The 22,103-nt window shown below is 54.0% G+C and carries 20 protein-coding genes; 14 read left to right on the forward strand and 6 right to left on the reverse strand.

The features are described 5' to 3' along the window. Positions 1-48: 48 nt before the first annotated feature. The 3 genes from nagA to FH871_RS08490 form a co-directional block, all read right to left on the reverse strand. Positions 49-1,197 (reverse strand): N-acetylglucosamine-6-phosphate deacetylase, encoded by a 1,149-nt coding sequence (gene nagA / locus FH871_RS08480; protein WP_138991025.1) that lies wholly within the window; start codon positions 1,195-1,197, stop codon positions 49-51. A gap of 71 nt (positions 1,198-1,268) precedes the next feature. Further along, positions 1,269-2,021 (reverse strand): shikimate dehydrogenase, encoded by a 753-nt coding sequence (locus tag FH871_RS08485; protein ID WP_138991026.1) that lies wholly within the window; start codon positions 2,019-2,021, stop codon positions 1,269-1,271. Between the two features lie 63 nt (positions 2,022-2,084). After that, on the reverse strand, positions 2,085-2,633 hold the full coding sequence (locus FH871_RS08490; protein ID WP_138991027.1) for a hypothetical protein: 549 nt from the start codon (positions 2,631-2,633) through the stop codon (positions 2,085-2,087). Between the two features lie 159 nt (positions 2,634-2,792). Between FH871_RS08490 and FH871_RS08495 the strand changes: the two genes are divergently transcribed. From FH871_RS08495 to rimK, 4 genes are all read left to right on the forward strand, one after another. Next, positions 2,793-4,007, forward strand: coding sequence for a GlmU family protein (locus FH871_RS08495; protein ID WP_138991028.1), 1,215 nt, complete (start codon positions 2,793-2,795; stop codon positions 4,005-4,007). A 50-nt stretch (positions 4,008-4,057) separates the two neighbouring features. Continuing rightward, on the forward strand, positions 4,058-5,203 hold the full coding sequence (locus FH871_RS08500; RefSeq protein ID WP_138991029.1) for a DNA polymerase III subunit delta: 1,146 nt from the start codon (positions 4,058-4,060) through the stop codon (positions 5,201-5,203). Beyond that, a complete protein-coding gene (locus tag FH871_RS08505; RefSeq protein ID WP_138991030.1) occupies positions 5,200-5,676 on the forward strand; it encodes a RimK/LysX family protein in 477 nt (158 codons plus the stop codon). Before FH871_RS08500 ends, FH871_RS08505 begins: the two co-directional genes overlap by 4 nt. Positions 5,677-5,744: 68 nt before the next feature. After that, complete coding sequence (gene rimK, locus FH871_RS08510; RefSeq protein ID WP_138991031.1) at positions 5,745-6,647, forward strand: 30S ribosomal protein S6--L-glutamate ligase; 903 nt, start codon at positions 5,745-5,747, stop codon at positions 6,645-6,647. A gap of 180 nt (positions 6,648-6,827) precedes the next feature. Here rimK and FH871_RS08515 read toward each other — a convergent pair whose 3' ends face one another. Further along, the gene (locus tag FH871_RS08515) at positions 6,828-9,305 is read right to left on the reverse strand and encodes an ABC transporter permease (RefSeq protein WP_229317139.1); all 2,478 of its coding nucleotides are present in this window, start codon (positions 9,303-9,305) and stop codon (positions 6,828-6,830) included. Between the two features lie 415 nt (positions 9,306-9,720). On the opposite strand from FH871_RS08515, the gene hemC reads away from it, so the two are divergent. The 10 genes from hemC (at position 9,721) to FH871_RS08570 (ending at position 21,084) form a co-directional block, all read left to right on the forward strand. Continuing rightward, positions 9,721-10,644, forward strand: a complete 924-nt coding sequence (gene hemC, locus FH871_RS08525; protein WP_138991033.1) for a hydroxymethylbilane synthase — start codon at positions 9,721-9,723, stop codon at positions 10,642-10,644. 33 nt (positions 10,645-10,677) lie between these two features. Next, positions 10,678-11,121, forward strand: coding sequence for an N-acetyltransferase (locus tag FH871_RS08530; protein ID WP_138991034.1), 444 nt, complete (start codon positions 10,678-10,680; stop codon positions 11,119-11,121). 53 nt (positions 11,122-11,174) lie between these two features. Next, a complete protein-coding gene (locus FH871_RS08535; protein ID WP_138991035.1) occupies positions 11,175-11,888 on the forward strand; it encodes a peptidylprolyl isomerase in 714 nt (237 codons plus the stop codon). A gap of 13 nt (positions 11,889-11,901) precedes the next feature. Next, entirely contained in the window at positions 11,902-12,801 is a 900-nt protein-coding gene (locus tag FH871_RS08540; RefSeq protein WP_138991036.1) for an NAD(P)-dependent oxidoreductase, read from the forward strand. Between the two features lie 123 nt (positions 12,802-12,924). Then, positions 12,925-13,359 carry a hypothetical protein gene (locus FH871_RS08545; RefSeq protein ID WP_138991037.1) on the forward strand — a complete coding sequence of 145 codons (435 nt, stop codon included), beginning with the start codon at positions 12,925-12,927 and terminating at the stop codon, positions 13,357-13,359. A gap of 94 nt (positions 13,360-13,453) precedes the next feature. Then, positions 13,454-14,707 (forward strand): glycosyltransferase 87 family protein, encoded by a 1,254-nt coding sequence (locus tag FH871_RS08550; protein WP_138991038.1) that lies wholly within the window; start codon positions 13,454-13,456, stop codon positions 14,705-14,707. A gap of 135 nt (positions 14,708-14,842) precedes the next feature. Continuing rightward, a complete protein-coding gene (locus FH871_RS08555) occupies positions 14,843-18,001 on the forward strand; it encodes a PVC-type heme-binding CxxCH protein (protein WP_138991039.1) in 3,159 nt (1,052 codons plus the stop codon). 36 nt (positions 18,002-18,037) lie between these two features. Next, the gene (locus FH871_RS08560; RefSeq protein WP_138991040.1) at positions 18,038-18,832 is read left to right on the forward strand and encodes a DUF1080 domain-containing protein; all 795 of its coding nucleotides are present in this window, start codon (positions 18,038-18,040) and stop codon (positions 18,830-18,832) included. Between the two features lie 28 nt (positions 18,833-18,860). Next, positions 18,861-19,943: a Gfo/Idh/MocA family protein gene (locus FH871_RS08565; protein WP_138991041.1), complete on the forward strand. Its 1,083-nt coding sequence runs from the start codon at positions 18,861-18,863 to the stop codon at positions 19,941-19,943. A 148-nt stretch (positions 19,944-20,091) separates the two neighbouring features. Next, positions 20,092-21,084, forward strand: a complete 993-nt coding sequence (locus FH871_RS08570) for a 3-hydroxyacyl-CoA dehydrogenase family protein (protein ID WP_138991042.1) — start codon at positions 20,092-20,094, stop codon at positions 21,082-21,084. 200 nt (positions 21,085-21,284) lie between these two features. Here FH871_RS08570 and FH871_RS08575 read toward each other — a convergent pair whose 3' ends face one another. Together FH871_RS08575 and FH871_RS08580 are read right to left on the reverse strand one after the other, a co-directional pair. Further along, on the reverse strand, positions 21,285-21,737 hold the full coding sequence (locus FH871_RS08575; RefSeq protein ID WP_212768206.1) for a hypothetical protein: 453 nt from the start codon (positions 21,735-21,737) through the stop codon (positions 21,285-21,287). Positions 21,738-21,787: 50 nt separating this feature from the next. Then, entirely contained in the window at positions 21,788-22,096 is a 309-nt protein-coding gene (locus FH871_RS08580; protein WP_138991043.1) for a hypothetical protein, read from the reverse strand. Between the last annotated feature and the right edge of the window lie 7 nt (positions 22,097-22,103).

Raw genomic sequence — 22,103 nt, forward strand, 5'->3', positions numbered from 1 at the left:
GTTCGTACCCTTTGTTGTTTTGCCGCCACCCGGCAAGGTCTGACTAATTTACCGCTTCTGGAATCGTCCCTCCACCAGCACGTCAGCAAACCGAAAATCTTCCGTTAAAACCGCCAGATTGGCGACAAAACCGGTCTGAATCTTGCCCAGTGAATCTCCCAATCCAATGATTTCGGCCGGAACGGTGGCCGCCATCCGGAACACCTCGGCGGGTTCCAGCCCCACGTGCTGAAGGCAATTCTGAACCGCTTTGAGCAACGTAATCGACGAACCGGCCAGTTTGCCTTCCGGATTGGTATATCGCCCGTTTTCGTAGTGAAGAATAAAATCTTCAAAGGCGTAGGTGGGCTGGGTCGGATTGGCAAAGGTCGCATCCGAAATCAGAAAGAGCCGCTCGCCGAGCAGTCGTTTTGCAATCCGAATCGTGGCCCAGTCGCAGTGAAAACCGTCGGCAATGATGCTGGCCCGAACGCCCGGATGGTCGAAAACCGCCCCGACAACGCCCGGTTCGCGGCTTTCAAACGGGCGCATGGCGTTATACAGGTGCGTCGAAAGGGTAATTCCGTGGTGAAAAGCCCCGGTGGCTTCCGCATAGGTGGCATTGCTGTGACCCAGCGACAGCAGGGTAGAAGCCTGGCCGGCTTGTTCAATCAGCCTGGAAAGCTGCTCCGGACTGAAAATTTCGGGGGCGATGGTTAGCAGCCGGATGACGTCACGGCCCTTCTCGAACAGCTCGGTCAACTCGGTATCCGTAGGCAGGCGCACGTAATTCGCACTGTGCGCCCCCCGCTTCACGGCGTTGATATACGGCCCTTCCACGTGCAGCCCCAACACGCCGTTCGGATTCGTTTGCCGCACCTGCCGCACGGCTTCAACGGCTTGCAGAATGGTTTCCAGCGAGGTTGAATACAGCGTCGGCACCACGGAGGTCGTGCCGGTTTTCAGGTGCGTTTCGTAAATGTGCGCGACGGTTTCGGCGGTGGGCGATGCGTTGAGGAAAAAGTCGGAGCCGCCGTACAATTGCAGATCGACAAAACCGGGAACCAGCCAGCGGCCCTGCAAGTCGATAGCGCCCGGGTCGTCCACTGTTCCGGCGAGAACCTCCTGGATCAATCCGTTCGAAATCCGCACCGAGGCATTTGGCACAATGGCGGTTCCGGTAAAAACCGTGGCGTTGGTCAGTGTTAGTTCGTGCATGGTTGCGTGGCCCTGACAGTGCCGGGCCACCGATGTGGTCGATGACCCGGTCAGCGGCCTTTCGAGATGGGCTATAAATTCCAGATTTCCCAGGCTTTTTCGGCCTGCAGGTGGAGCATCGGCAGTCCGTTGTGCGTCGCGGCTCCGTGTTCGCGACCCTGCTGCAAAAACCGGGTTTCCGCCGGATTGTAGACCAGGTCATACAGCAAATGCCGACTCGTCAGCAGACCGTACGGAATGGCCGGGCTGGCTTCGACGTTTGGGTACGTGCCGACGGGTGAGGTGTTGATAATCAGGCGGTATTCGTCCAGAATCGTCGGGCTGATGTTTTCGTAGGCCAGGGCTTCGGCGGTTTGCTGGCGGGAAACCAGCCGATAGCGGATCTGCAAATCAGTCAGGGCGGTGGTGACCGCTTTGGCCGCTCCGCCATTGCCGAGCACCATCGCCTGGAGCGTTTCGGGCGTAATGTCGAGCGACTTCAGCCAGACTTCCAGCGACGACCGAAACCCGTAATAATCCGTGTTGTAGCCGATTTTTCGACCGTCGGGCAAGATCCGGATGGTATTGACGGCCCCAATCCGCCCGGCCGAAGCCGGATCGAGTTCGTCCAGAAACGGCAGAATGGCCTGTTTGTGCGGTATGGTGACGTTCAGGCCAACCAGATCGGGAATCGAAGCGATCAGGTTCGGAAAAGCCGTCGGGTCGGGCAACTCGAACAGGTCGTAGCGACTGTCCGGAATGCCTTCCTTTTCAAACTTTTCAGTAAAATATTTCTGGGAAAACGAGTGGGTGAGCGGATACCCAATCAGTCCGTAACGGCGCATAGCAAAGGATAAATCGGTTGCCCAAAGCTACGACCAAAACCGGTAAACCCGACAAAAACCCGACTAAATTGCCCCGTTGACCACCACCGAAAAAATAGCATCCCGAATCCGGATCGTGTCGGGCCGCGACCGGCCGGGCGAATCACTGTCGGGGTCGATCACGAACGTTGCGTTCAGATGGCCTTCGAGCTGGCGGCTGGCGGGGTTGTAGGCGTCGACGATGACCTCATTGGTCTCGGTCTTCGACGCGTAGAGGTTGTAGCGGTCGCCGGTCGTGTTGTCACCAATGCGGGTATACACCCAGGCAGAAAGCGGGGTGCCATTGAGGTCGTCCCAGCGGATGGGCCGCAGCGAATAGGTGCCGGGTTTCGTGGGTAACTGATTAATACTGAGCCAGTCGACTTCGCCAGCGGTGCGAAACGTGCCGCATTCTTCCACCATGACATTGATGCTGTCGCGGTTCGCAAAGGTCGCCGTTGAAGCGGCCGACCATTCCTGCGAATTCTTCAACGCCATGAAATTGCCACAATTCGGGATCTGAGGAACCCCTATTTTTTTGTTGTCGCAATTCAGCATGGAACCAATCAGAGCCAGTAAAAGGATATTCTTCATGTGGATATAGGCGGGAAAAGGCAATGTTATGTACAGTGACCATTTAGACGGGGCAATGGTTTAAAAGGCACATCAAAAAAATTAATTTATTTGATAAAATTCAGGCAGTCACTTTCCCGATTAAACTCGGATATTTGCAACCTGACTGTTGAGTAGTGTATGCACAACCTGATTCTCTTTGACGATCCAACGATTCGCACGGCCCTTCTGCCTTTTACGTTCACCCGGCCCGTAAGCGAAATCCGGATTGGCATCTGCACCATCACTGAAAAATGGGCCATCCGGCTCCAGACAACGCCTTCGTTTTTGACGGACTTGTATCTGCAAATAAAGTATCCCCGTCGGACAATTCACGATAATTTTTTCGTAAATGGTGCTGTTTGCCCTACCAACGCCCTGATTAATGCGTTGAATGGGTTAAAACCGGAGTCGGGGCTGGTAACGGCTGAGGGGTTGCTGCTGGCACTCCGCACCGAAAAAATGCTGGAAACCGCTCCTTCGACCGACGATGCCGGTACCTGGAAAGTATTCGAAGAGCCATTGACGATTCTGAAAGACCTGCCGTCGATCTTTGTTCACAACGGTGAGCAGATCCGAACCGACTTTGAACTGCTGACGGCGGGTCGAACTTCGCAACCGATTACCGACCCGCACACCCGTTGTTATGCGCCCGAAAACATTTTTGTGGAGGAAGGGGCGGTGATTCGGGCAGCTATTCTGAATGCCGAAAATGGGCCGATTTACATCGGCAGAAATGCGCTGATTCAGGAAGGGACGGTCATGCTTGGCCCTTTTGCACTCTGCGACAACGCCACGGTGAACTGGGGCGGCAAAATGCGCAGCAACACCACCATCGGGCCGTATAGCAAGGTGGGCGGAGAAGTCGGAAACTCGGTTTTTCTGGGCTACAGCAACAAGGGCCACGACGGTTTTCTGGGCAATTCGGTCATTGGCGCGTGGTGTAATCTGGGAGCCAATACCAACAATTCCAACCTGAAAAACGATTATACCAACGTGAACCTGTACAGCTACGCGACCAACCGGCTCGAAAATACCGGTCGGCTGTTCTGCGGGTTGATGATGGGCGATTATACGAAGGTGGGCATCAGCACGATGTTCAACACCGGCACCGTCGTGGGCGTGAATGCCAACGTGTTCGGAGCCGGTTTCCAGCCCAAACACATTCCCTCGTTTTCGTGGGGCGGTGGGGCTGAGGGGTTTACGGAATACCGGCTCGACAAAGCCTTGCAGGTTGCCCGCGAAACCATCGGCCGCCGGGGGCTGGATTTTGACGAGGTCGAAGAAACTATTTTGCGGGAAGTGCATCGGCAGACGGCCAACCGGCGTCAGGAAGAAGCGGGAGAGGGGATTTGAACAGAAAGACGACAGGCTAAACGGCAGGATTTTCCGGCTTTTTTGATACCATGCAATTCAGCGAAATCATCGGACACGACGACACGAAGCGGGCGTTGACGCGGGCGGTTCAGACCAACCACCTGGCCCACGCCCAGCTTTTCGACGGGCCACCGGGCAGTGCGAATCTCGCGCTGGCGCTGGCCTTTGCGACGTTCATCAACTGCGAAAACCGGCAGGAACTTCCGGATGGCCTGGCCGACTCCTGCGGGCGGTGTCCGTCCTGTACGAAAATGAATAAACTCATTCATCCGGACCTTTCCATCATTTTTCCGGTGGCGGGCAGCAAGGTCACCAGCGAATCGTTCATGGCCGACTGGCGCAAGTTTGTTGCCCAACATCCCTACCGCGTGCTGGAGGAGTGGCTGGCTGCGATCAGCATCAAACAGGGTAATATTCCGGTCGAGGAAGCGCGCGAGCTGATGGGCAAACTGTCGCTGAAAGCGTACGAAGGCGAGTATAAAATCGTGCTGATCTGGTGTGCCGAAAATCTGCATACGGCAACGGCCAACGCCCTGCTGAAATTGCTGGAAGAACCGCCCGCCCGAACGCTTTTTCTGCTGGTCACCAATCAGTCCGACAAACTGCTGATCACGATTCTGTCGCGAACCCAGCGCGTGGCCGTGCAGGCATTTTCGGACGACGAAGTGGCCACGCACCTGCGCCAGCACCTGAATCTGCCCGAAAAACGAGCCCGGGAAATGGCCTATCTGGCCGACGGAAATCTGTCGGAAGCCATTCGGTTGTCGGAAGAAGAACCGGAGCAGAAAGACGGTGAACCGGGGTCGGACCGGCACGCGTGGTTTGCCGAGTGGATGCGGTTTTGCTACCGGCAGGACCTGATCGCGCTGGTTAAACAGGCGGATGGGTTCGATGCGCTCGGGAAAGAAAAACAACGCGGTTTGCTCGACTACAGCCTGAACCTCTGCCGTGACCTGTTTTTGTGGAAACACGGCGTCAATGAACTGTTGCGACTCCCCGCCGAAGAACGTACGTTTGTGGAGAACTTCGGCAAAGTCCTCGAACCGGAACACCTGGAACACATGGTCGGCAACCTGAACGAAGCGGTTTTTCACATCGAACGGAACGTCCGCGCCAAAATGGTAATGATGGATTTGTCGCTCACGTTCAGCAGTCTGATTCGCAACGGAAAATGAAACAGCCGACGCAGAAGGCTTCGGCCGAGCGCCCCAAACAAATCATCGGTTTTTCGGACCGGGTGGATTTTCCGGATCTGGGCTGGACCGACATCGAAGCCAAAATCGACACCGGGGCCTATACTTCCGCCCTGCATTGTACCGACGTAAAACTGGTGTCTAACGGCGACCAATCCCGGTTGCATTTCACGCTGGCGGGCGCGCGGGGCCGGAAAAAAAAGCAGTTTGTAACCGACCTTTTTCAATACAAAACCGTTAAAAACTCGTTCGGTCAATCCGAAAAGCGATTTGTCATCCAAACCCGCGTTCTGGTGATGGGTCGGCTCATCCGGGCCGAATTCTCGCTGGCCAACCGCGGTACGATGCGCTTCCCGGTCTTGCTGGGCCGCAAACTATTGCGTAACAAATTTGTTGTTGACGTATCACTGCAAAACGTTTCATATCAACTCAAACAACAGACGCCGAAATCCTGATTTCTGTCGCGAAAACCGGGTCTGTGCTTCCCTGACTCTACACCAACTGACTTTCCTTTTTTACGGATATGCGTATTGCCATCCTGTCTACCAATCCCGACCTGTATTCCACCCGGCGATTGGTCAAAGCTGCCGAGCAGCACGGACACGAACCCGTTGTGATCGACCACCTGCGGTGCCAGGTGATGATCGAAGGCGGAAAACCCGAAGTTCTTTACAAAGGCCAGCCGCTGGAGCAAATTGACGCCATTGTGCCGCGTATCGGGGCTTCCGTTACCGATTATGGCTGCGCGGTGGTTCGCCAGTTTGAGATGATGAAAGTGTTCACAACGGCCCGTTCCCAGGCCATTACCCGCTCCCGGAACAAGCTGCGGAGCTTGCAGGTGTTGTCGAAAGCGGGCGTAGGGCTGCCCAAAACCGTGTTTGCCAAACACCCCAAAGACGTCGATCAACTGATTGCGTTGGTGGGCGGTCCGCCGGTGGTGATCAAACTGCTCGAAGGCACGCAGGGGCTGGGCGTGGTGCTGGCCGAAACCGCCAAAACCGCCAAGTCGACGATCGAAGCGTTTTACGGTCTGAAAGCAAATGTGTTGATTCAGGAGTACATCGCCGAAGCCAAAGGGGCCGATATCCGGGCGTTCGTCGTGGGCGGGCGCGTGGTGGGGGCCATGAAACGCCAGGGCAAGGAAGGCGAATTTCGGTCCAACCTGCACCGGGGCGGTTCCGGTCAGGCGGTTTTGCTGACGCCCGACGAGGAATGGACGGCGGTCAATGCCGCCAAAGCCCTGGGCTTGCGGGTCGCCGGGGTCGATATGCTGCAATCGCAGCGGGGGCCGCTGGTGCTGGAAGTCAACTCGTCGCCGGGGCTGGAAGGCATCGAAAAAACAACGGGGATCGACATCGCCGGTCAGATTGTGGACTTCATCGAGGAAAAGATTCCGACGGACGAAAATGATACGGTGGGGGTGTAAAGGGAGTCATATATCCAAGATCCGCATCCCGAATCGGGGCAGAGATATTCGGCCTAGAACGTAAACCGCACCCTTCCATTACCAAAATCCCGAAGGGACGAAATGATTCCAGAAAGCCGGGAGGGATGACCGATTCGGTCACCCCTCCCGGCTGATCGTTCGTATTGATGAGTTATCCGCTCATTCATTAAGAATGCATTCAGTCGGGTTAATGCGTGCCGTTTTTACCGTCTGTATTCCTATCGTGATCCACGCGATCAATAGCGCTGTAACACCAGCTCCGCCAAAAACCCACCACTCCGGTTCAATGCGGTAAGCAAAACTTTCCAGCCACTTCAGCGCCGTGAAATAGCTGACAGGAAGGGCGATGGCAATCCCGATCAAAATCATTTTCGTGAAATCTTTTGATAAAAGATACACAATACCTGCTTCGGTTGCCCCTAAGATCTTTCGGATACCAATTTCCCTCTGCCTTCTTTGGGCAGTAAACGCAGCAAGTCCAAATAAACCCAGGCATGAAATGATGATCGCAATGACAGCAAAGTATTTTGATAAAACGGCAACTTTGTTTTCTGAATCATAGAGTTGCTGGTAATCAGTATCCAGAAATGTGAACTCAAAAGGGTATCCCGGATGAAATTTCTCGTAGACTTCCCCTAGTCTTTCGATGGTAACCTTTTCCGATCCCGACTGGACCTTTACCATCACATCGCTACCCCTTGAAGAATATCGGAAAAATACTGGGCTGATCTGATGATGAAGCGATCCATACTGAAAATCTTCGACCACACCAATGATCTGTTTTTCCTGCTGCCCATCCCGGACTATTCTGCCTACGGGATCCGAAAAACCCATCATCTTAACAGCAGCTTCATTGACGACGATCTTCGATTCTTCATCTGCATACGCGTTTGAAAATGTACGCCCCTCCTTAATCTCAATAGTCAATGTCTCGATAAAATCATGACTAATTTCCGGGCTCGGAAATTGCATTTCCTTTACACCCGGTGGCTGGCCCTCCCATGAAAAACCACCGTGCAGCGCACGGTCTCTATTCAGGATACTTCCAAACATATATGAGGTATTCACCACTCCGGGTATACTCTTGAGCGCGGACATGAAAGCATCGTGGTTATCCCAGTTGATTCTGCCCTGCCGCTGGAATATCAGGACATTATCCTTTTCGTAGCCCAGATTTTTCGTTTGCGTAAATTCAATCTGTTTGTTGACAATTAGAAAGGCAACAATGAAAACAACAGAAAGTGCAAATTGAGTAATGACCAACCCTTTTCGTATCCAGACTTCGCCAAAAGTGGTACTGAGCTTTCCTTTCAAAACCCTTGCCGGATCAAACCCCGACAAGTAAAACGCAGGATAGGAACCGGAAACAATTCCGGTTAGCAACACAATGCCCGCAATCGACAGGATCGGATTTAGGGCAAGAATAAAATGCAGATGCTTATTGGTAAGCTCATTAAATCGAGGAAGGAGCAAAACAACCAGCAGAGTAGCAACGGCCAGCGATAAAAAAGCCATCAGCGTTGATTCGCCAAGAAACTGGAAGATCAATGCGTTCCGGTTCACTCCCATAGCCTTCTTAATCCCGACCTCTTTCATCTTTCTGGAAGCCTGAGCGGTAGACAGGTTCACGAAATTGATACACGCAATCGCCAGGATGAACACGGCGATAATCGAAAACAACCACACATACTCTATTCGACCACCGGATTGCACACCGTTTTCAAAGATTCCGTGCAGGTATTTGTTTGCATAGCGGCTGACAAACAAAGTTGCCTTACTTTCTGGCTCCTTTGAAAAGAGGTACTGCGAGATCTTTTTGTTGAATTGGTCAATAGAAGTCCCTTTTTTCAGAACCAAATAAGTTTCCGCAGGCCCCGCATTCCATTGATCCGCAGATCGGTCACCCTCAAGCAATTTTTTGAAGTTGAAAACAATATCAAACTGGCAAGTAGAATTGACGGGCGTATCCTGAAAAATGCCCGATACATGAAACGGCCCTTCAAAACGCACCCGGTGGTTGCAGACTAGCGTTTTGCCAATAATATTGTCCGTGGTATGAAACACTTTTTTTGCCAGCCTTTCGGAAATAACAACACCATTCTTATCGGCCAGCACCTGATCTTTATTTCCCTGGATAAGATCATAAGAAAATACGTTGAAATAATCTTCGCTTGCGAATATCCCCTTTGCCTTAATCTGTTTATCCTCGTAAGCGATAATGGCTTCTCCGCTATACTCACCAGATGCATTGACAGATACCGCGTACTCAACCTCGGGCATTTCTTCCACTAGTGACTCGCCCAATCGGGCTGGCATCGATTCCCTGGTTTTAATGCCGTTGGGACGTTGGACATTTCCCAATACCTGATAAAGCTGATCACCTTTTTGATGAAATCCGTCTACCGACAATTCATCAGCTACCCACAGATAAATCAGCAAGGTGCAGGCCAGACCGGTGGAAAGCCCCAGCAGATTAATGAGGAACGAACTTTTATAGCGCAAAAAGTTACGGTAAGTGATAAGGATAGAATGACGAAGCATAGCGGCAGGATCTAGTGTAATAATTTGTTTAAAATATACGCGTAAACTCAGGCCTGCAGCATTGGTTACACTCCAGATGAATTTTAATTTTGCCATTGCAGGAAACTATTAGACTTGTTTCTGAGCCCATACCCAGGTTCGACAGGGCCGGGAGTTTACGGCCTTCATGGCCCAGCTTTTCATGTGGAGTAAATTTATAGCCGGTATTGTAAAATACGTAGCCCGATGCCGCCCGCAAGCCATTATCATCCAATTCGGGCAGAGCATCCAATCATCGCAGCACAACCACCGGCAGGATTTTACCCTGCACGTAGAGATCGGGTCGGCAGTCGTCAGCAATAGACCCGGTAAAAGAGACTAATTTATTGTGGGCACTCGTATTTATGGGGATGGGTAATTTTTCTGAATGGCAAATGTAAAACAATTGACTAATCGCGGCCCGGCGTTTTCGTTGGTCGGCAACCAATTCTTGAATAACTTGCCGCCTTCATTTCAGATACGGTTTTTACCCATGAAAATAAAAATTGGAACGCGCGGCAGTCGGCTGGCACTTTGGCAGGCCTATTACATTCAGGATCTGCTGAAAGCGGCTGAGGTCGAGTCGGAACTGGTGCTGATTGAAACCAAAGGCGATCAGATTCTGGATCGGTCCCTCTCGAAAATCGGCAGCAAGGGCGTTTTTACGCAGGAACTGGAAGATCAGCTCCGGGCCGGAACCATCGACATTGCCGTTCATAGTGCCAAAGACCTGCAATCGTCCCTGCCAAACGATCTGGCGATTATTGCCTTCACGGAGCGCGAACGGGTCAACGACGTGCTGGTGAGTCACGACAAAAGCCTGTCGCTGACCGGTGGCCGGGAGTTTGTTGTCGGCACCTCCTCGACGCGCCGGGTGGCCATGCTGAAGCATTTTTGCCCCCACATTACCACCGTCGACATGCGCGGCAACCTCCAGACCCGCCTGCGAAAACTGGAAGAGGGACACTGCGACGCGTTGCTGCTGGCCTATGCCGGTGTTCACCGCATGGAATATGATGATTTGATTGCCGAATACCTGCCAACGGAGGACTTTACGCCCGCCGTGGGGCAGGGCAGCGTGGCCATCGAAGCGGCTACCAGCCTGCCCATCGACAAGCTCAATACCGTACGGCAACTCACCAACCACGCGCCCACCGAAGCCTGTCTGAAAGCCGAGCGGGCCTTTTTGCGGAGACTCGAAGGCGGTTGCAGCATCCCGGTTTTTGGGCTGGCCACCTTGCAGAACGACGAACTGACGCTGACCGGTGGCGTCGTGAGTCTGGACGGCCAGGAGCTGTTGCGGGAGCAATTCAGCGGTCCGCTGGCAGATGCCGAGCAGATTGGGCATGATCTGGCGGAAAGTTTATTAGCGAAAGGCGGGGACGAAATTTTGCGGGCAGTTCGCCAAAACTTGTAACTTGTCGGCTCAAGCCATCTGCCACCGTTTCCCATGATTAAAATTGCCCAAACCGAAGCCGATCTTCGCCGTTGTCTGCCCGCTCTGGTGACCCTGCGGCCGCATTTGACCGAAGAACAGGCCCTCCGACAGATTTTTTTGTTGCAGGAAGAAGACCGCTACGTGGTCGCTTTTGTCGATCAGTCGGATCAGAATTTGGCCGAAACCGTAGCCCCGGCGGCCATTGGCTACCGCTACATGAACCTGCTTTTCAGCGGGAAAACCCTTTACATCGATGACTTGTCGACCCTGCCCGACCAGCGTGGGAAAGGCTATGCCAGCCAGTTGCTCGACTTCGTGATTGAAGAAGCCCGGAAGGCTGGCTGTGTGGCCGTCACGCTCGATTCGGGCCATAAGCCCGAACGGTATGATGCCCACCGGCTGTATCTGAACAAGCGGTTTAATATTGTCAGTCACCACTTTGCGTTGAAATTGTAGTGGAGACAAAAGAGGATAGACCAAAGAATAAAGAGAAATCCAACACACCACGTATGCGGCTATTTGTTTTCCTTATTTGCCTCCTGGTAACCGGGTCGGTTCTGGGCAAGAAACCTTCCAAACGCAAGGATTATCTGGTGACGATCCAGACGGATTTTGGCGTCATGCGGTTGATTCTTTACGACCAGACGCCGAAACACAAGGCAAATTTTATCAAGCTCACCCAGGAAAAATTCTACAACGGGTTGCTGTTTCACCGGATCATCCAGAATTTTATGATTCAGGGGGGCGACCCGAACTCCCGGACGGCCCAGGCCGAACAGATGTTGGGCAATGGTGACGTGGGTTATACCGTACCGGCTGAATTTGTGCCGGAATTGTTTCACAAGAAAGGGGCATTGGCCGCAGCCCGCGATAACAATCCCGAAAAAGCATCGAGCGGATGCCAGTTTTACGTGGTGCAGGGCCGGGTTTGGGATGATGAAAACTTTCAGAAACAAACCGAGCGAATCACCCAGTTGAAAGGACGACAGCCAACCGACGCGCAGAAACAGGTTTACCAAACCCTGGGCGGAACCCCGCACCTGGACGGTAACTACACGGTTTTTGGCGAGGTGATTGACGGTTTAGCCGTAGTGGACAGCGTGGCCAAACAACCCGCCAATCCACTCAACCGCCCCCTGAAAGACCTTCGCATGACGGTTTCGGGCGAATGGATGAAGAAGAAAAAAATTACGAAACAGTTTGGGTATACCTATCGGAAGTGATTGACTGCATGTTATGAAAAAGCGAATTCTTATTACCGGTTCCAACGGCCTTCTGGGACAGAAGTTAGTCGATTTGTTGACCCAGCAACCAGAGGTGGAACTCATTGCCACGGCGCGTGGGGCCAACCGGCTGCCGGAGTCAGATCGGTATTCCTACCAGTCCATGGACATTACCGACCGCCAGCAGGTGCTTGACGTAATTGGCGAAACCAAACCGGATGTGGTGATTCACACGGCGGCCATGACCAACGTGGATCAGTGTGAGTCGGAGAAAGACGCCTGCTGGGCGCAGAACGTGAAAGCCGTCGAGTATCTGGTGGAAGCCTGCCGCAGCAACGACAGCTTCCTGTTGCACGTTTCGACGGATTTTATCTTCGACGGTGCTGCTGGTCCGTATACCGAAGAAGCCGAAGCCAACCCGATCAGTTTCTACGGCTGGAGCAAATATGCCGCTGAAAAAGCCGTTATTCATTCAGGTATTCGCTGGGCCATCGCCCGGACGGTTCTGGTCTACGGCATTGCCCACGACATGAGCCGGAGTAACATTATTCTGTGGGTGAAGAAATCGCTGGAAGACGGCAAGACCATCAAAGTGGTGACCGATCAGTGGCGCACGCCAACGCTGGCCGAAGATCTGGCCCTCGGCTGCTGGCTCATTGCCGATCAGAAAGCGGAAGGTATTTATAACATTTCCGGGAAAGACTTTTTGAATCCCTACGAAATGGCCATCAAAACCGCTGAGTATTTCAATCTCGATAAGTCGCTCATCACCCAGGCCGATTCGTCGACGTTTTCGCAACCGGCCAAACGCCCCCCGCGCACCGGTTTTGTACTGGACAAACCGCGTCGGGTGTTGGGATACGAACCCAAAAGTTTTGAAGAAGGCATTGCGGTTCTGGCCGCGCAGCTATAAAATCGGTTTACGCTGGGCCGTCGCAACGGTACGGTAGCTGGCGCATCCAGGCAAGCAGGCGTCAGCTACCGTACGAATACCGTAAACCAAAAACCGTACACCCTAAACCCCTTCCTGAGTCGTATGAAATGGATCCTGTTTTTTGTTCTTGCCGTCGTTTCCCTGAACGGTCTGGCGCAATTACCGGCTGCGGGCAAACGCATCGACGGCCCCGTTACCACGAAGCGCGGCATCGTCCTGAAAGCGGGGGATTCGGTGCGGTTTGGGAAGGGCGGATTGCCTTCGGGGGCTTATCAGCATGCCTATCTTTCGTTTGACAAATTTGGACAAAAAGCGGCTGCGCTGGAAGAGGGCTACGCCTACAAATACGCGACCATCCGAGAGTTTCGGGAGGTTGGAACGGGCGCTGATAAACGGTTGGTGGTGCTGGTCCGGCCGAAAGGAGGGATTAGCGTCAACTTCAGAGCCATCGACATCGAGCCGGCGATGGAGGCAAAAGAAGTCATTTCGATCAACGGCACGGCGATCAGCAAGCTGGTTACCAAAAAGCAAATATGAGCCAAATCTTTGCACCGCCGGGTGAAAAACCGTCCACGATTGTTTGAGCAATTCTTATCCGGTATATTGCGTCCGGTGCTAACGGATTGTTCATGTGAAAGAAAAATTCTTCAAGTGGGTCGCCGGGGCGATGGGAATGCTGCTGCTCAGCTACGGCTTTTTGCTGTGGCACCGAAAAGCAACGGCTCCGCCAGCCGACATGAAATTGTATTATTCGGTTTCTACACAACTGTCTGAAGGGAAAATACCGTACCGTGATTTTACCGTCGAATACCCGCCATTGGCCCTGTTGCCGTTGGTGGTTCCGCACCTGCTTACGGCTGGCATGACGCTCGATTACCGGGCGTATTCCTTGCTATATTTACTGGAAACCTTTTTATTGCTGCTGCTGATTGCCTTCACTGTACAACGAGTGGCCCGGTTTTGGCCCGAATCGTTATCCCCCTGGCGGCTCCTGGCGGTTTATTTGCTGCTGATCATCCTCAGCAAAGATTTTGTATTCTGGCGGTATGATCTCTTTCCGGCCTGGCTGACCTTACTGGCGCTGCTCGCGGTTTTGAAGAAGCAACCCCTGCTGGCCGGGTTGTGGATTGGTCTGGCCATCATGGCTAAATTATATCCGGTTATGCTGGTTCCTATTCTGCTGGTGTATTACCTGGCCAGGCAGCAATACCGGGCGTCGGTGCGGCTGGTGGCCGGAACAGCCCTTGCCGTTTCGCTGGTACTGCTGCCGGTTGTGTTTCTGTCGGGTAGTCAGGTGTTTTCCTTTCTGACGTACCACCAGTTGCGGGGACTGCAAATCGAAAGTGTGGCCGGCGGCTTGGTCTTGCTGGGAAATGTGGCGGATTTATCGCGGGTCAGCACCGCCTTTAACTACGGGGCCTTTCACCTGGAAGCCAGTGGGGTCGGGTCGGTTTTGAAAGCTTTACCGGGCATCTTTCTGGCGGGTTTTAGCGGGCTCCTGGCGCTTGGCTGGTTCCGGTTCCGGCGCGAATATGGGCAGACCGGAACGGTTTCGGCGGACAGTCTGCTTCGGTTTTTGCTGGGCGCTTTGCTGGTTTTTATCAGTACCAACAAGGTGTTTTCGCCCCAATACCTGATCTGGTTACTTCCGTTTGTGCTCTTTCTACCCGTTAAACCGATTGCATGGATGGGCTTTATTTTCTTACTGACCACGTTGGTCTACCCGGTTTTTTACTCCCAATTGATTGAGCCTACCGTTTTTGGCGTTTTGCTGCTGACGGCGCGGAATGGGGCTTTCCTCTTTTTCTTCGTCCACGTTGTGCGAAAAAACCGTCCCTCTTCATCCTTCCAGAATCTCTCCCCAACGCCCTACCCGAATCGGTAGCCTGCCACCGGGAGGAGCCGATTCTACATTTTTGCTGATTAATAATACTTTATTTCGGGATTGGGTTGGCTTGCTTGCGTCTACGCAGGAAATGCAATAAGATTGCCGTATGTAAAAGTCTTCTTTGCTATACCTATGTCTCTTATTACCAGTACGTACCGGTGGGGCCGTCGAATGAGCCAGACCGGTGGGGTCTTTCTGGCGGGCCTGTTCCTGATCGGATCAACGGGTCGAAAACCCAGCGAAACGCCGGGCTTTCAGGTGCCGGACGGTTTTACCATCGAACGGGCCGTAGCGCCGGATTTGCTTTCCTATCCCATGTTCGCCAGCTTCGATGGCGCTGGCCGTCTTTTTGTGTTTGAGTCAACCGGCCCCAATGCCATGGGAACCGAAAAAATGCTGGCCGAACCGTCGTATCACATTCGTCTGCTGGAAGATGCCGACGAAGACGGCCAGTTTGAAAAAAGCCGTATTTTTGCCAAAAATATCCCGTTTCCCAAAGGTGGGGTATTTTACCAGGGTAGCCTGTATGTGGCCGAATCGCCCAATCTGGTGAAGTATACGGATACGAACAACGATGGCGTTTCGGACCAGAAAGACGTGATCCTGACGGGCTGGACCCTGCACGCCAACGGAGCCACGCTGGGTGGTCCTTTTTTCGGCCCGGATGGCTGGCTTTACCTGACCGACGCCCGCCGGGGCTTTTCGATTACCACCAAAGAGGGCAAGGTTCTGAAAGGAAAAAGTGCCCGGATCTGGCGCTGCCGCCCCGACGGAACCGGCCTGGAGTCGCTGGCGGGGGGCGGTTTTGATAATTCGATTGAAATTGCCTTTCTGCCGTCGGGCGAAACCATCGGAACGATGACCTATTTTGTCGATCCGCAGGATGGGCAGCGCGACGCCCTCATGCACTGGGTGGAAGGCGGCACGTACCCCAAACCGAACCCCGTCATCGCTGAAGATGGCCTGAAACTGACCGGCGATCTGATGCCGACGATGACCAAAATGCCCCGCGTGGCCCCCTCCGGCATCATGCGCTACCGGGGTGCCGGGTTTGGGGCGGACTATCAGAACAATTTGTTCAATGCCGAATTCAATACCGGACGAATCATGCGGCATAGCCTGTCGCCCGACGGAGCCACGTTCAAAACGGTGGATGACGTCTTTTTGAAGTCGTTCAGCGCGGATTCGCACCCGACGGATGTGCTTCAGGATGCCGACGGCAGTATGCTGATGGTGGTTACGGGCGGCTGGTTCATCGAAGGATGCCCGCTGTCCCGCGTCGCCAAACCGGATGTTCAGGGCGGTATTTACCGCATCCGCAAAACCGGTGCGCCCAAACCGAACGATGCGTGGGGCAAAAAACTCGCGCTGGCCAAACAGACGCCCCAAACCCTGCTCAACTACCTCACGGATACCCGGCTGGCCGTCCGCGACAACGCGGTGGAGCAACTGATCCAACGCGGAAATGCGGCTGTCAACCCCCTTCTCACGGTTTTGCCTGCCTTAAAAGATGAAGAGGTACGGGCATCGGTGGTGTTTGCTTTGTCCCGAATCAATACGCCTGCGGCCTGGAATGGCGTTCATAAAGCATTGATGGATCGGAGTAGCGTCGTTCGTACGGCAGCCGTTCGGGCGTTGGGATTGCATAAAGACAGGATGGCCGTGGACAAACTCATCGCTTTGATGCAGAAGGATGTGCTGCCGGTTCGTCGCCAGGCGGCCACGGCCCTGGGGCAGATCGGCGATCAGAAAGCCGTCCCGGCCTTGCTGAATGCAGCCGCGAGCAACACCGACCGGTTTGTCGGACACGCCATCATTCATTCACTCATTACGCTCAGGAATACGGAACTGCTGGTCAGGGCGCTGGAAAATCCGTCTTCGAAGATCCGAATGGCGGCCCTGATTGCGTTGGATCAGATGGACGGTGCCCCGCTCCAAAAAACGCATCTGGCCGCAGCCCTGGCCGCCCGGGAGACGGATTTTCAGAAAACCGGTATCTGGGTGGCGTCTCATCACCCGGAATGGTCGGACATCGTCATCGGTTTTCTGGAAAAAAAACTGAAGGACGGGACGCTTTCGGATGCCGACGCCGGTTCGGTGCGGGAACTGATGCTGACCTTTAGCAAGGAACCCGCGCTGCAGAACTTTTTAGCCGCGCAACTCGGAAGTGCGGCCACAACCTCCGCCCGAAAGGGTTTGCTGCTGGAGGTCATGGCGAAATGTACGTTGAAGAAACTGCCGGACGCGTGGGTGGAAGAGCTGGGGAATCAACTTCGGAGCGACGATGAGCTGGTGCTTTCCCAGGTATTGGGATTGATTGAATCCCGCCGGATCAAGGTGCTGAATCCGCAACTGGACCGGATTGTTCAGGCTGAAAAGACGCCCGTTGGCTTCCGGCTGAAAGCCCTGAGCGCGCGGATCATGTCGTCGCCCGGTTTGTCGGACAATGAATTTCAACGTTTGCTGACGTACCTCGGCCCATCGTTTGACTCGCCGGTGCGCCAGCAGGCGGTGCGGCTCCTGAACCACGCTGAACTGACCAATGACCAGCTGCTGGTGATTGCCCGCACCCAAATCGGGAAGGCGGATGCCTTCCTGTTGCCGCCCCTGTTGAGCGCCTTTGAAGGAAACCGGGATGAGCGGGTCGGCCAGGAACTCATCACGGCCCTGCAAGCGGTTTCGGAACGGCTGGATAATGTACCGGAGCAGGATTTTCAAAACCTGTTGAAGCCGTTTCCCGCTTCGGTGCAAACCCAGGCAGCCCCGCTGCTCGTCAGGCTAAAGTCGTTGCATGCGGGACGGTTGGCGCACTTGCAAAACCTGGAAGCCCGGTTGACAGGGGGCGATGTGGGCGAAGGCCGGAAGCTGTTTTACGGCAAGGCCTCGTGTTCTACCTGCCATGCCGTCGGAGCCGAAGGCGGGCGTTTTGGCCCCGACCTGACCAACATCGGTGAAATCCGTTCCCAGCACGACATTCTGGAAGCCATCGTGTACCCGAGTGCCAGTTTTGCCCGGGAGTATGAAACGTTCCGGGTGGTCACGAAAAACACGTCGTATACGGGTATTCTCAAGGAACAGCTTCCGGAGTCGGTCGTGATTGAACTGGGGCCTGCCCCCGGTGTACGAATTGCCCGTTCGGAGATCACCGCCATCGAACCGCAGACGTTGTCGATGATGCCGCCGGGCCTGGATCAGCAACTGAATCCGACCGAAATGGCCCATCTGATCGCTTTTCTCAACGCGCTGCCCTACCGACTGGACCGGATGATTCAGGCCAGTCAGAAAAAATAAAACCGGAATCTGTTCCTGAAAAAATATACCCTGCAAATGAGGAACTTGAGCCTTGCCGTGATCGTCGGCCTGTTGGTTACTACAGGCATGGTCACCGCTCAATCGGTGCGGTCGAAAACCGTCAAACTGTTCAACGGAAAAAACCTGAAGGGGTGGTACGTCTTTATTGAAAAACGGGGACGGGAGAATGATGTTAAAAAGGTTTTTACGGTACACGATGGGCTGATTCACGTCTCGGGCGAAGAATATGGCAGCATGATTACCAACGAAGAGTACGGGAATTATACGCTGACGGTGGAGTTCAAATGGGGGGACAGAACCTATGCCCCCCGGGAAGACCGCGCGCGGGACAATGGCATTCTATTGCATTCCACGGGGCCGGATGGTGGGTATCGCGGGATCTGGATGCGTTCCATCGAATGCCAGCTCATCGAGGGCGGATCGGGTGATTTTCTGGTGGTGGGCGATGGCAGTGAGAACTACGCACTGACGGCCACCGTAGCGCCCAAACAGGAAGGCCGGGGAAATGTATACTCCCCATCGGGTACGCCCCTGACCATCCACAGCGGCCGGATCGACTGGTTCGACCGGGACCCGGCCTGGAAGGATGTCAAGGGGTTTCGGGGGGCCAAAGACCTCGAAAAACCGCTGGGTGAGTGGAATACGATGGTTTGCGTGGCCGAGGGTGACACGGTTTCCATTTATCTGAATGGGACGCTGGTCAATCAGGCTACCCAGGTGAAACCCGCGAAAGGCCGCATCCAGATTCAATCCGAGGGTGCCGAGATGTTCGTTAGAAAAGTAGAACTTGCTCCTTTACGAAGGAAATAACACCGAAAACCGATTAACCGAAACCGTCATGTCTGATCAGTCAACCCCTTTGCGTGTCCTGGTGGTGGGATGCGGAAACATGGGGTCATCCCACGCCCAGGCCTATCACCGGCTGGAGGGCTTCGAAATCTGTGGCATTGTCTCCACTGGAAAAAGCAAGGAAATCTTAAATGAAAAACTGGGGGGCGGTTTTGCCCTTTTCAGTGATTTTGAAGAAGCGCTGGAGCAGACCAAACCGGATGCCGTGTGTATCTCGACCTACCCGGACACCCACGAGGCATTTGCTGTCAAGTCGTTCGAGGCCGGGTGCCACGTTTTTATCGAAAAACCGGTGGCCGACTCCGTTGCCGGGGCCGAGCGGGTGGTGGAAGCCGCCGTGAAAGCGGGCAAGAAACTGGTAGTCGGCTACATTTTACGCCATCACCCGTCGTGGGAGAAATTCGTTGGACTGTCGCATGAACTGGGAAAACCGCTGGTGATGCGGATGAACCTGAACCAGCAAAGCGAAACCAGCATGTGGACCCTGCACCGCAACCTGATGAAAAGCCTGAGCCCGATCGTCGACTGCGGAGTGCATTACATCGATGTGATGTGCCAGATGACGCGTTCCAAACCGGTTCAGGTCTACGCCATCGGTGCCCGGCTGACGGACGAAATACCGGTCGATAACTACAATTACGGCCAGCTCCAGATCCGGTTTGCAGACGGGTCAGTGGGCTGGTACGAAGCGGGTTGGGGGCCGATGGTCAGCGAAACGGCGTTTTTCGTCAAAGATGTTTTTGGGCCGAAGGGCAGTGTTTCCATTGTGGCCAAAGAAGCCGGGGGGGCAGGCAAATCATCGTCCATCGAAGCCCATACCAAAACGGAATCCATCCGGTTTCACCATTCGGAACTGGACGCCAGCGAGCGGTTTGCAAAACCGGATGAGTGGATTAATCTGGAGGACGAACCCGACCATCAGGAGCTTTGTAACCGGGAGCAGCGGTATTTTCTGAAAGCCATCCGGGAAGATATCGACCTGACCGACCACATGCAGGATGCCGTCAACAGCCTTCGGATCGCCTTTGCCTGCGATGAGTCCGTACGGACCGGCCAGGTTGTCATTCTGTAAAGCCCCGGCTTCCGGGTGTGGGGGTTAAATTTCGTACCAGAATTAAGAAGGAAAAAAGTAGTCTGTTGACTGAAACCGGAATACCTTTAGGCCGTTTGTGCCGCGCTTTTGCGTTCCGGTATTCGGTTGAACCACTAGATTTTAGCTAATGACCCCAATTCCGCAAGAAATCCCGGTCGGCATCGTTGGCCTTGGGCTGATGGGATGCAGCATTACCACCTGTTTACTGATTGCCGGTCATCCCGTCGTTGCGGTCGCACCGATTCCCATTGACATGGTCACCGCCCTGCCCCGGATCAAAGAACACCTCGAACGGTCGTATCAGAAAGGACTGATTACGAATCAGCCTGAATCGTACCTGGAAAACCTGATTCTGACGGAGGACTACGAAGAACTCCGGCCCGCCAGGCTGGTCATTGAATGTACCATCGAAGACCGGGGGATTAAGGAATCAGTGTATCAGAAAGTGGAACGGGTGATCGCTTCCGATGCGCTGCTGGCGAGCAACACCTCGGCCATTCCGATCAGTGTGCTTCAGAAACTAACCCGGCACCCGGAGCGGTTTTTCGGATTGCATTGGGCCGAACCGGCGCACACAACCCGGTTTCTGGAAATTATTTGCGGAGACGACAGTGCGGTTTCCCAGGGTGAATACCTCTATGAACTGGCCCACTTCTGGGGCAAGGAACCCATCCTGGTTCGAAAGGATATTGCCGGTTTTATCACCAATCGCCTGATGTATGCCATGTACCGGGAAGCCATCAGCCTGGTCGAAAACGGCTACGCGACGGTGGAGGATGTGGACCGTTCCTGCCGGAACAATGCGGGCTATTTCATGACACTGGTAGGGGTTTTCCGCTGGATGGACCTGACGGGTGTTCCGGCCTACCATACCGTCATGAAAGACCTGTTGCCCACCCTCAACAACAGCACGGAAGTACCGAAACTGATCGACGACATCGTAAAAAGCGGGGGGCGGGGCGTTGCCAATGCACACGGTTTTTATGACTACACGCCGGAAGAGGCCCGGCTTTGGGAGGAAACGTTTACGGAATTCAGTTACAAAATCCGCGAAATCGCCCTGCAATATCCGGCTGATTATGTGAAGAAAAAATTAAAAGAGAAAGAGGATTCGGTGTAGAAACGATTTCGAAGCTCTTTAGGATTGCCTAAAACGAATATCAAATGAAAAATGATGAATGCTAAATGTAAAAGTAGCTTCCAATTCAGTACTTTTACATTTAACATTCATCATTTTTCATTTGATATTCATCATTCTCTGTTCCTTGAAGAGAAATGAAATCCTGAACGAGTGCTTCATTTCCCCTGTATCACGAAAAATTAACTCTTCGTCGCCGTAGGCTCCGCCGGATGGCCGGATTCCGTTTCCTGCGGTTGCGGCCCCCAGTGTTGTCGTCCGAATCCGCGCGGGCCGCAGCCGCCTTTCCATTGTTCCTTCATTTGCTGCTTGAACTGCTGACGTTCTTCGGGCGTCATGTTTTGCCACCGGTTCGACATTTTCTCGCGCCAGTAAGCGTGTCTCGGGTGACCATAGGGCCCTCCGCCCCAGCCGCCACCGCCCCACCGTCGGCCACCCCAACCCCCGCGAAAACCGACCAGAATCCGGCTCAGCAGGAGCAGGCCCAGCGCCTGAACGAAGGTGATCGTCGGGCCGGCGAACAGCACCGGCACCAGCCAGTTCCAGAGACTTGATACGGCCCAGCCGGCCGCCGTTACAAAAATGACAGCGAATAACAGGCCGCCGACTACGCGTTTAATCCAAAATAGTTTCATGGTAATAAATGGTTGTAATGGTTTGTGGTTGAAGGTTTGTTTCAACCGCATTATTGTTGGAGCGATTTCCCGGTTTTTGAGTGATGCTCATACGGTTGGCAAACAGTGGCAGGGTGGCGGTCGAAACCGGAATGCCCGCGCCAGTGTCCACCGTGTCCACCGCCGAAGCCAAAACCGCCCACCAGCAGCCTCGTCAGAAACAGCAGGCCCAGCGCCTGGACGAACCGGATTTTCGGGCCGTTAAAAACCGAGGGCACCAGCCAGTTCCACAGCCGCATGACCACCAGCGTGACCAGCATGAAGAGGGCAATTCCGAGGGCTAAAAAGCCGAGTCCTTTTAAAATCAACAGAGGTTCCATTGTCGTT

Source organism: Larkinella sp. C7, from assembly GCF_006149005.1.
Lineage (GTDB): Bacteria > Bacteroidota > Bacteroidia > Cytophagales > Spirosomataceae > Larkinella.

What these genes read in the sequence shown, in the direction of transcription:
- rimK (WP_138991031.1), top strand. Translation starts at nt 5,745, where the DNA reads ATGCGTATTGCCATCCTGTCTACCAATCCCGACCTGTATTCCACCCGG.
- FH871_RS08490 (WP_138991027.1), bottom strand. Translation starts at nt 2,633, where the DNA reads ATGAAGAATATCCTTTTACTGGCTCTGATTGGTTCCATGCTGAATTGC.
- FH871_RS08540 (WP_138991036.1), top strand. Translation starts at nt 11,902, where the DNA reads ATGAAAAAGCGAATTCTTATTACCGGTTCCAACGGCCTTCTGGGACAG.
- FH871_RS08485 (WP_138991026.1), bottom strand. Translation starts at nt 2,021, where the DNA reads ATGCGCCGTTACGGACTGATTGGGTATCCGCTCACCCACTCGTTTTCC.
- FH871_RS08545 (WP_138991037.1), top strand. Translation starts at nt 12,925, where the DNA reads ATGAAATGGATCCTGTTTTTTGTTCTTGCCGTCGTTTCCCTGAACGGT.
- FH871_RS08575 (WP_212768206.1), bottom strand. Translation starts at nt 21,737, where the DNA reads ATGAAACTATTTTGGATTAAACGCGTAGTCGGCGGCCTGTTATTCGCT.
- FH871_RS08495 (WP_138991028.1), top strand. Translation starts at nt 2,793, where the DNA reads ATGCACAACCTGATTCTCTTTGACGATCCAACGATTCGCACGGCCCTT.
- FH871_RS08565 (WP_138991041.1), top strand. Translation starts at nt 18,861, where the DNA reads ATGTCTGATCAGTCAACCCCTTTGCGTGTCCTGGTGGTGGGATGCGGA.
- FH871_RS08580 (WP_138991043.1), bottom strand. Translation starts at nt 22,096, where the DNA reads ATGGAACCTCTGTTGATTTTAAAAGGACTCGGCTTTTTAGCCCTCGGA.
- FH871_RS08555 (WP_138991039.1), top strand. Translation starts at nt 14,843, where the DNA reads ATGTCTCTTATTACCAGTACGTACCGGTGGGGCCGTCGAATGAGCCAG.
- hemC (WP_138991033.1), top strand. Translation starts at nt 9,721, where the DNA reads ATGAAAATAAAAATTGGAACGCGCGGCAGTCGGCTGGCACTTTGGCAG.
- FH871_RS08535 (WP_138991035.1), top strand. Translation starts at nt 11,175, where the DNA reads ATGCGGCTATTTGTTTTCCTTATTTGCCTCCTGGTAACCGGGTCGGTT.
- FH871_RS08560 (WP_138991040.1), top strand. Translation starts at nt 18,038, where the DNA reads ATGAGGAACTTGAGCCTTGCCGTGATCGTCGGCCTGTTGGTTACTACA.
- FH871_RS08570 (WP_138991042.1), top strand. Translation starts at nt 20,092, where the DNA reads ATGACCCCAATTCCGCAAGAAATCCCGGTCGGCATCGTTGGCCTTGGG.
- FH871_RS08505 (WP_138991030.1), top strand. Translation starts at nt 5,200, where the DNA reads ATGAAACAGCCGACGCAGAAGGCTTCGGCCGAGCGCCCCAAACAAATC.
- FH871_RS08500 (WP_138991029.1), top strand. Translation starts at nt 4,058, where the DNA reads ATGCAATTCAGCGAAATCATCGGACACGACGACACGAAGCGGGCGTTG.
- FH871_RS08515 (WP_229317139.1), bottom strand. Translation starts at nt 9,305, where the DNA reads ATGGCAAAATTAAAATTCATCTGGAGTGTAACCAATGCTGCAGGCCTG.
- FH871_RS08530 (WP_138991034.1), top strand. Translation starts at nt 10,678, where the DNA reads ATGATTAAAATTGCCCAAACCGAAGCCGATCTTCGCCGTTGTCTGCCC.
- nagA (WP_138991025.1), bottom strand. Translation starts at nt 1,197, where the DNA reads ATGCACGAACTAACACTGACCAACGCCACGGTTTTTACCGGAACCGCC.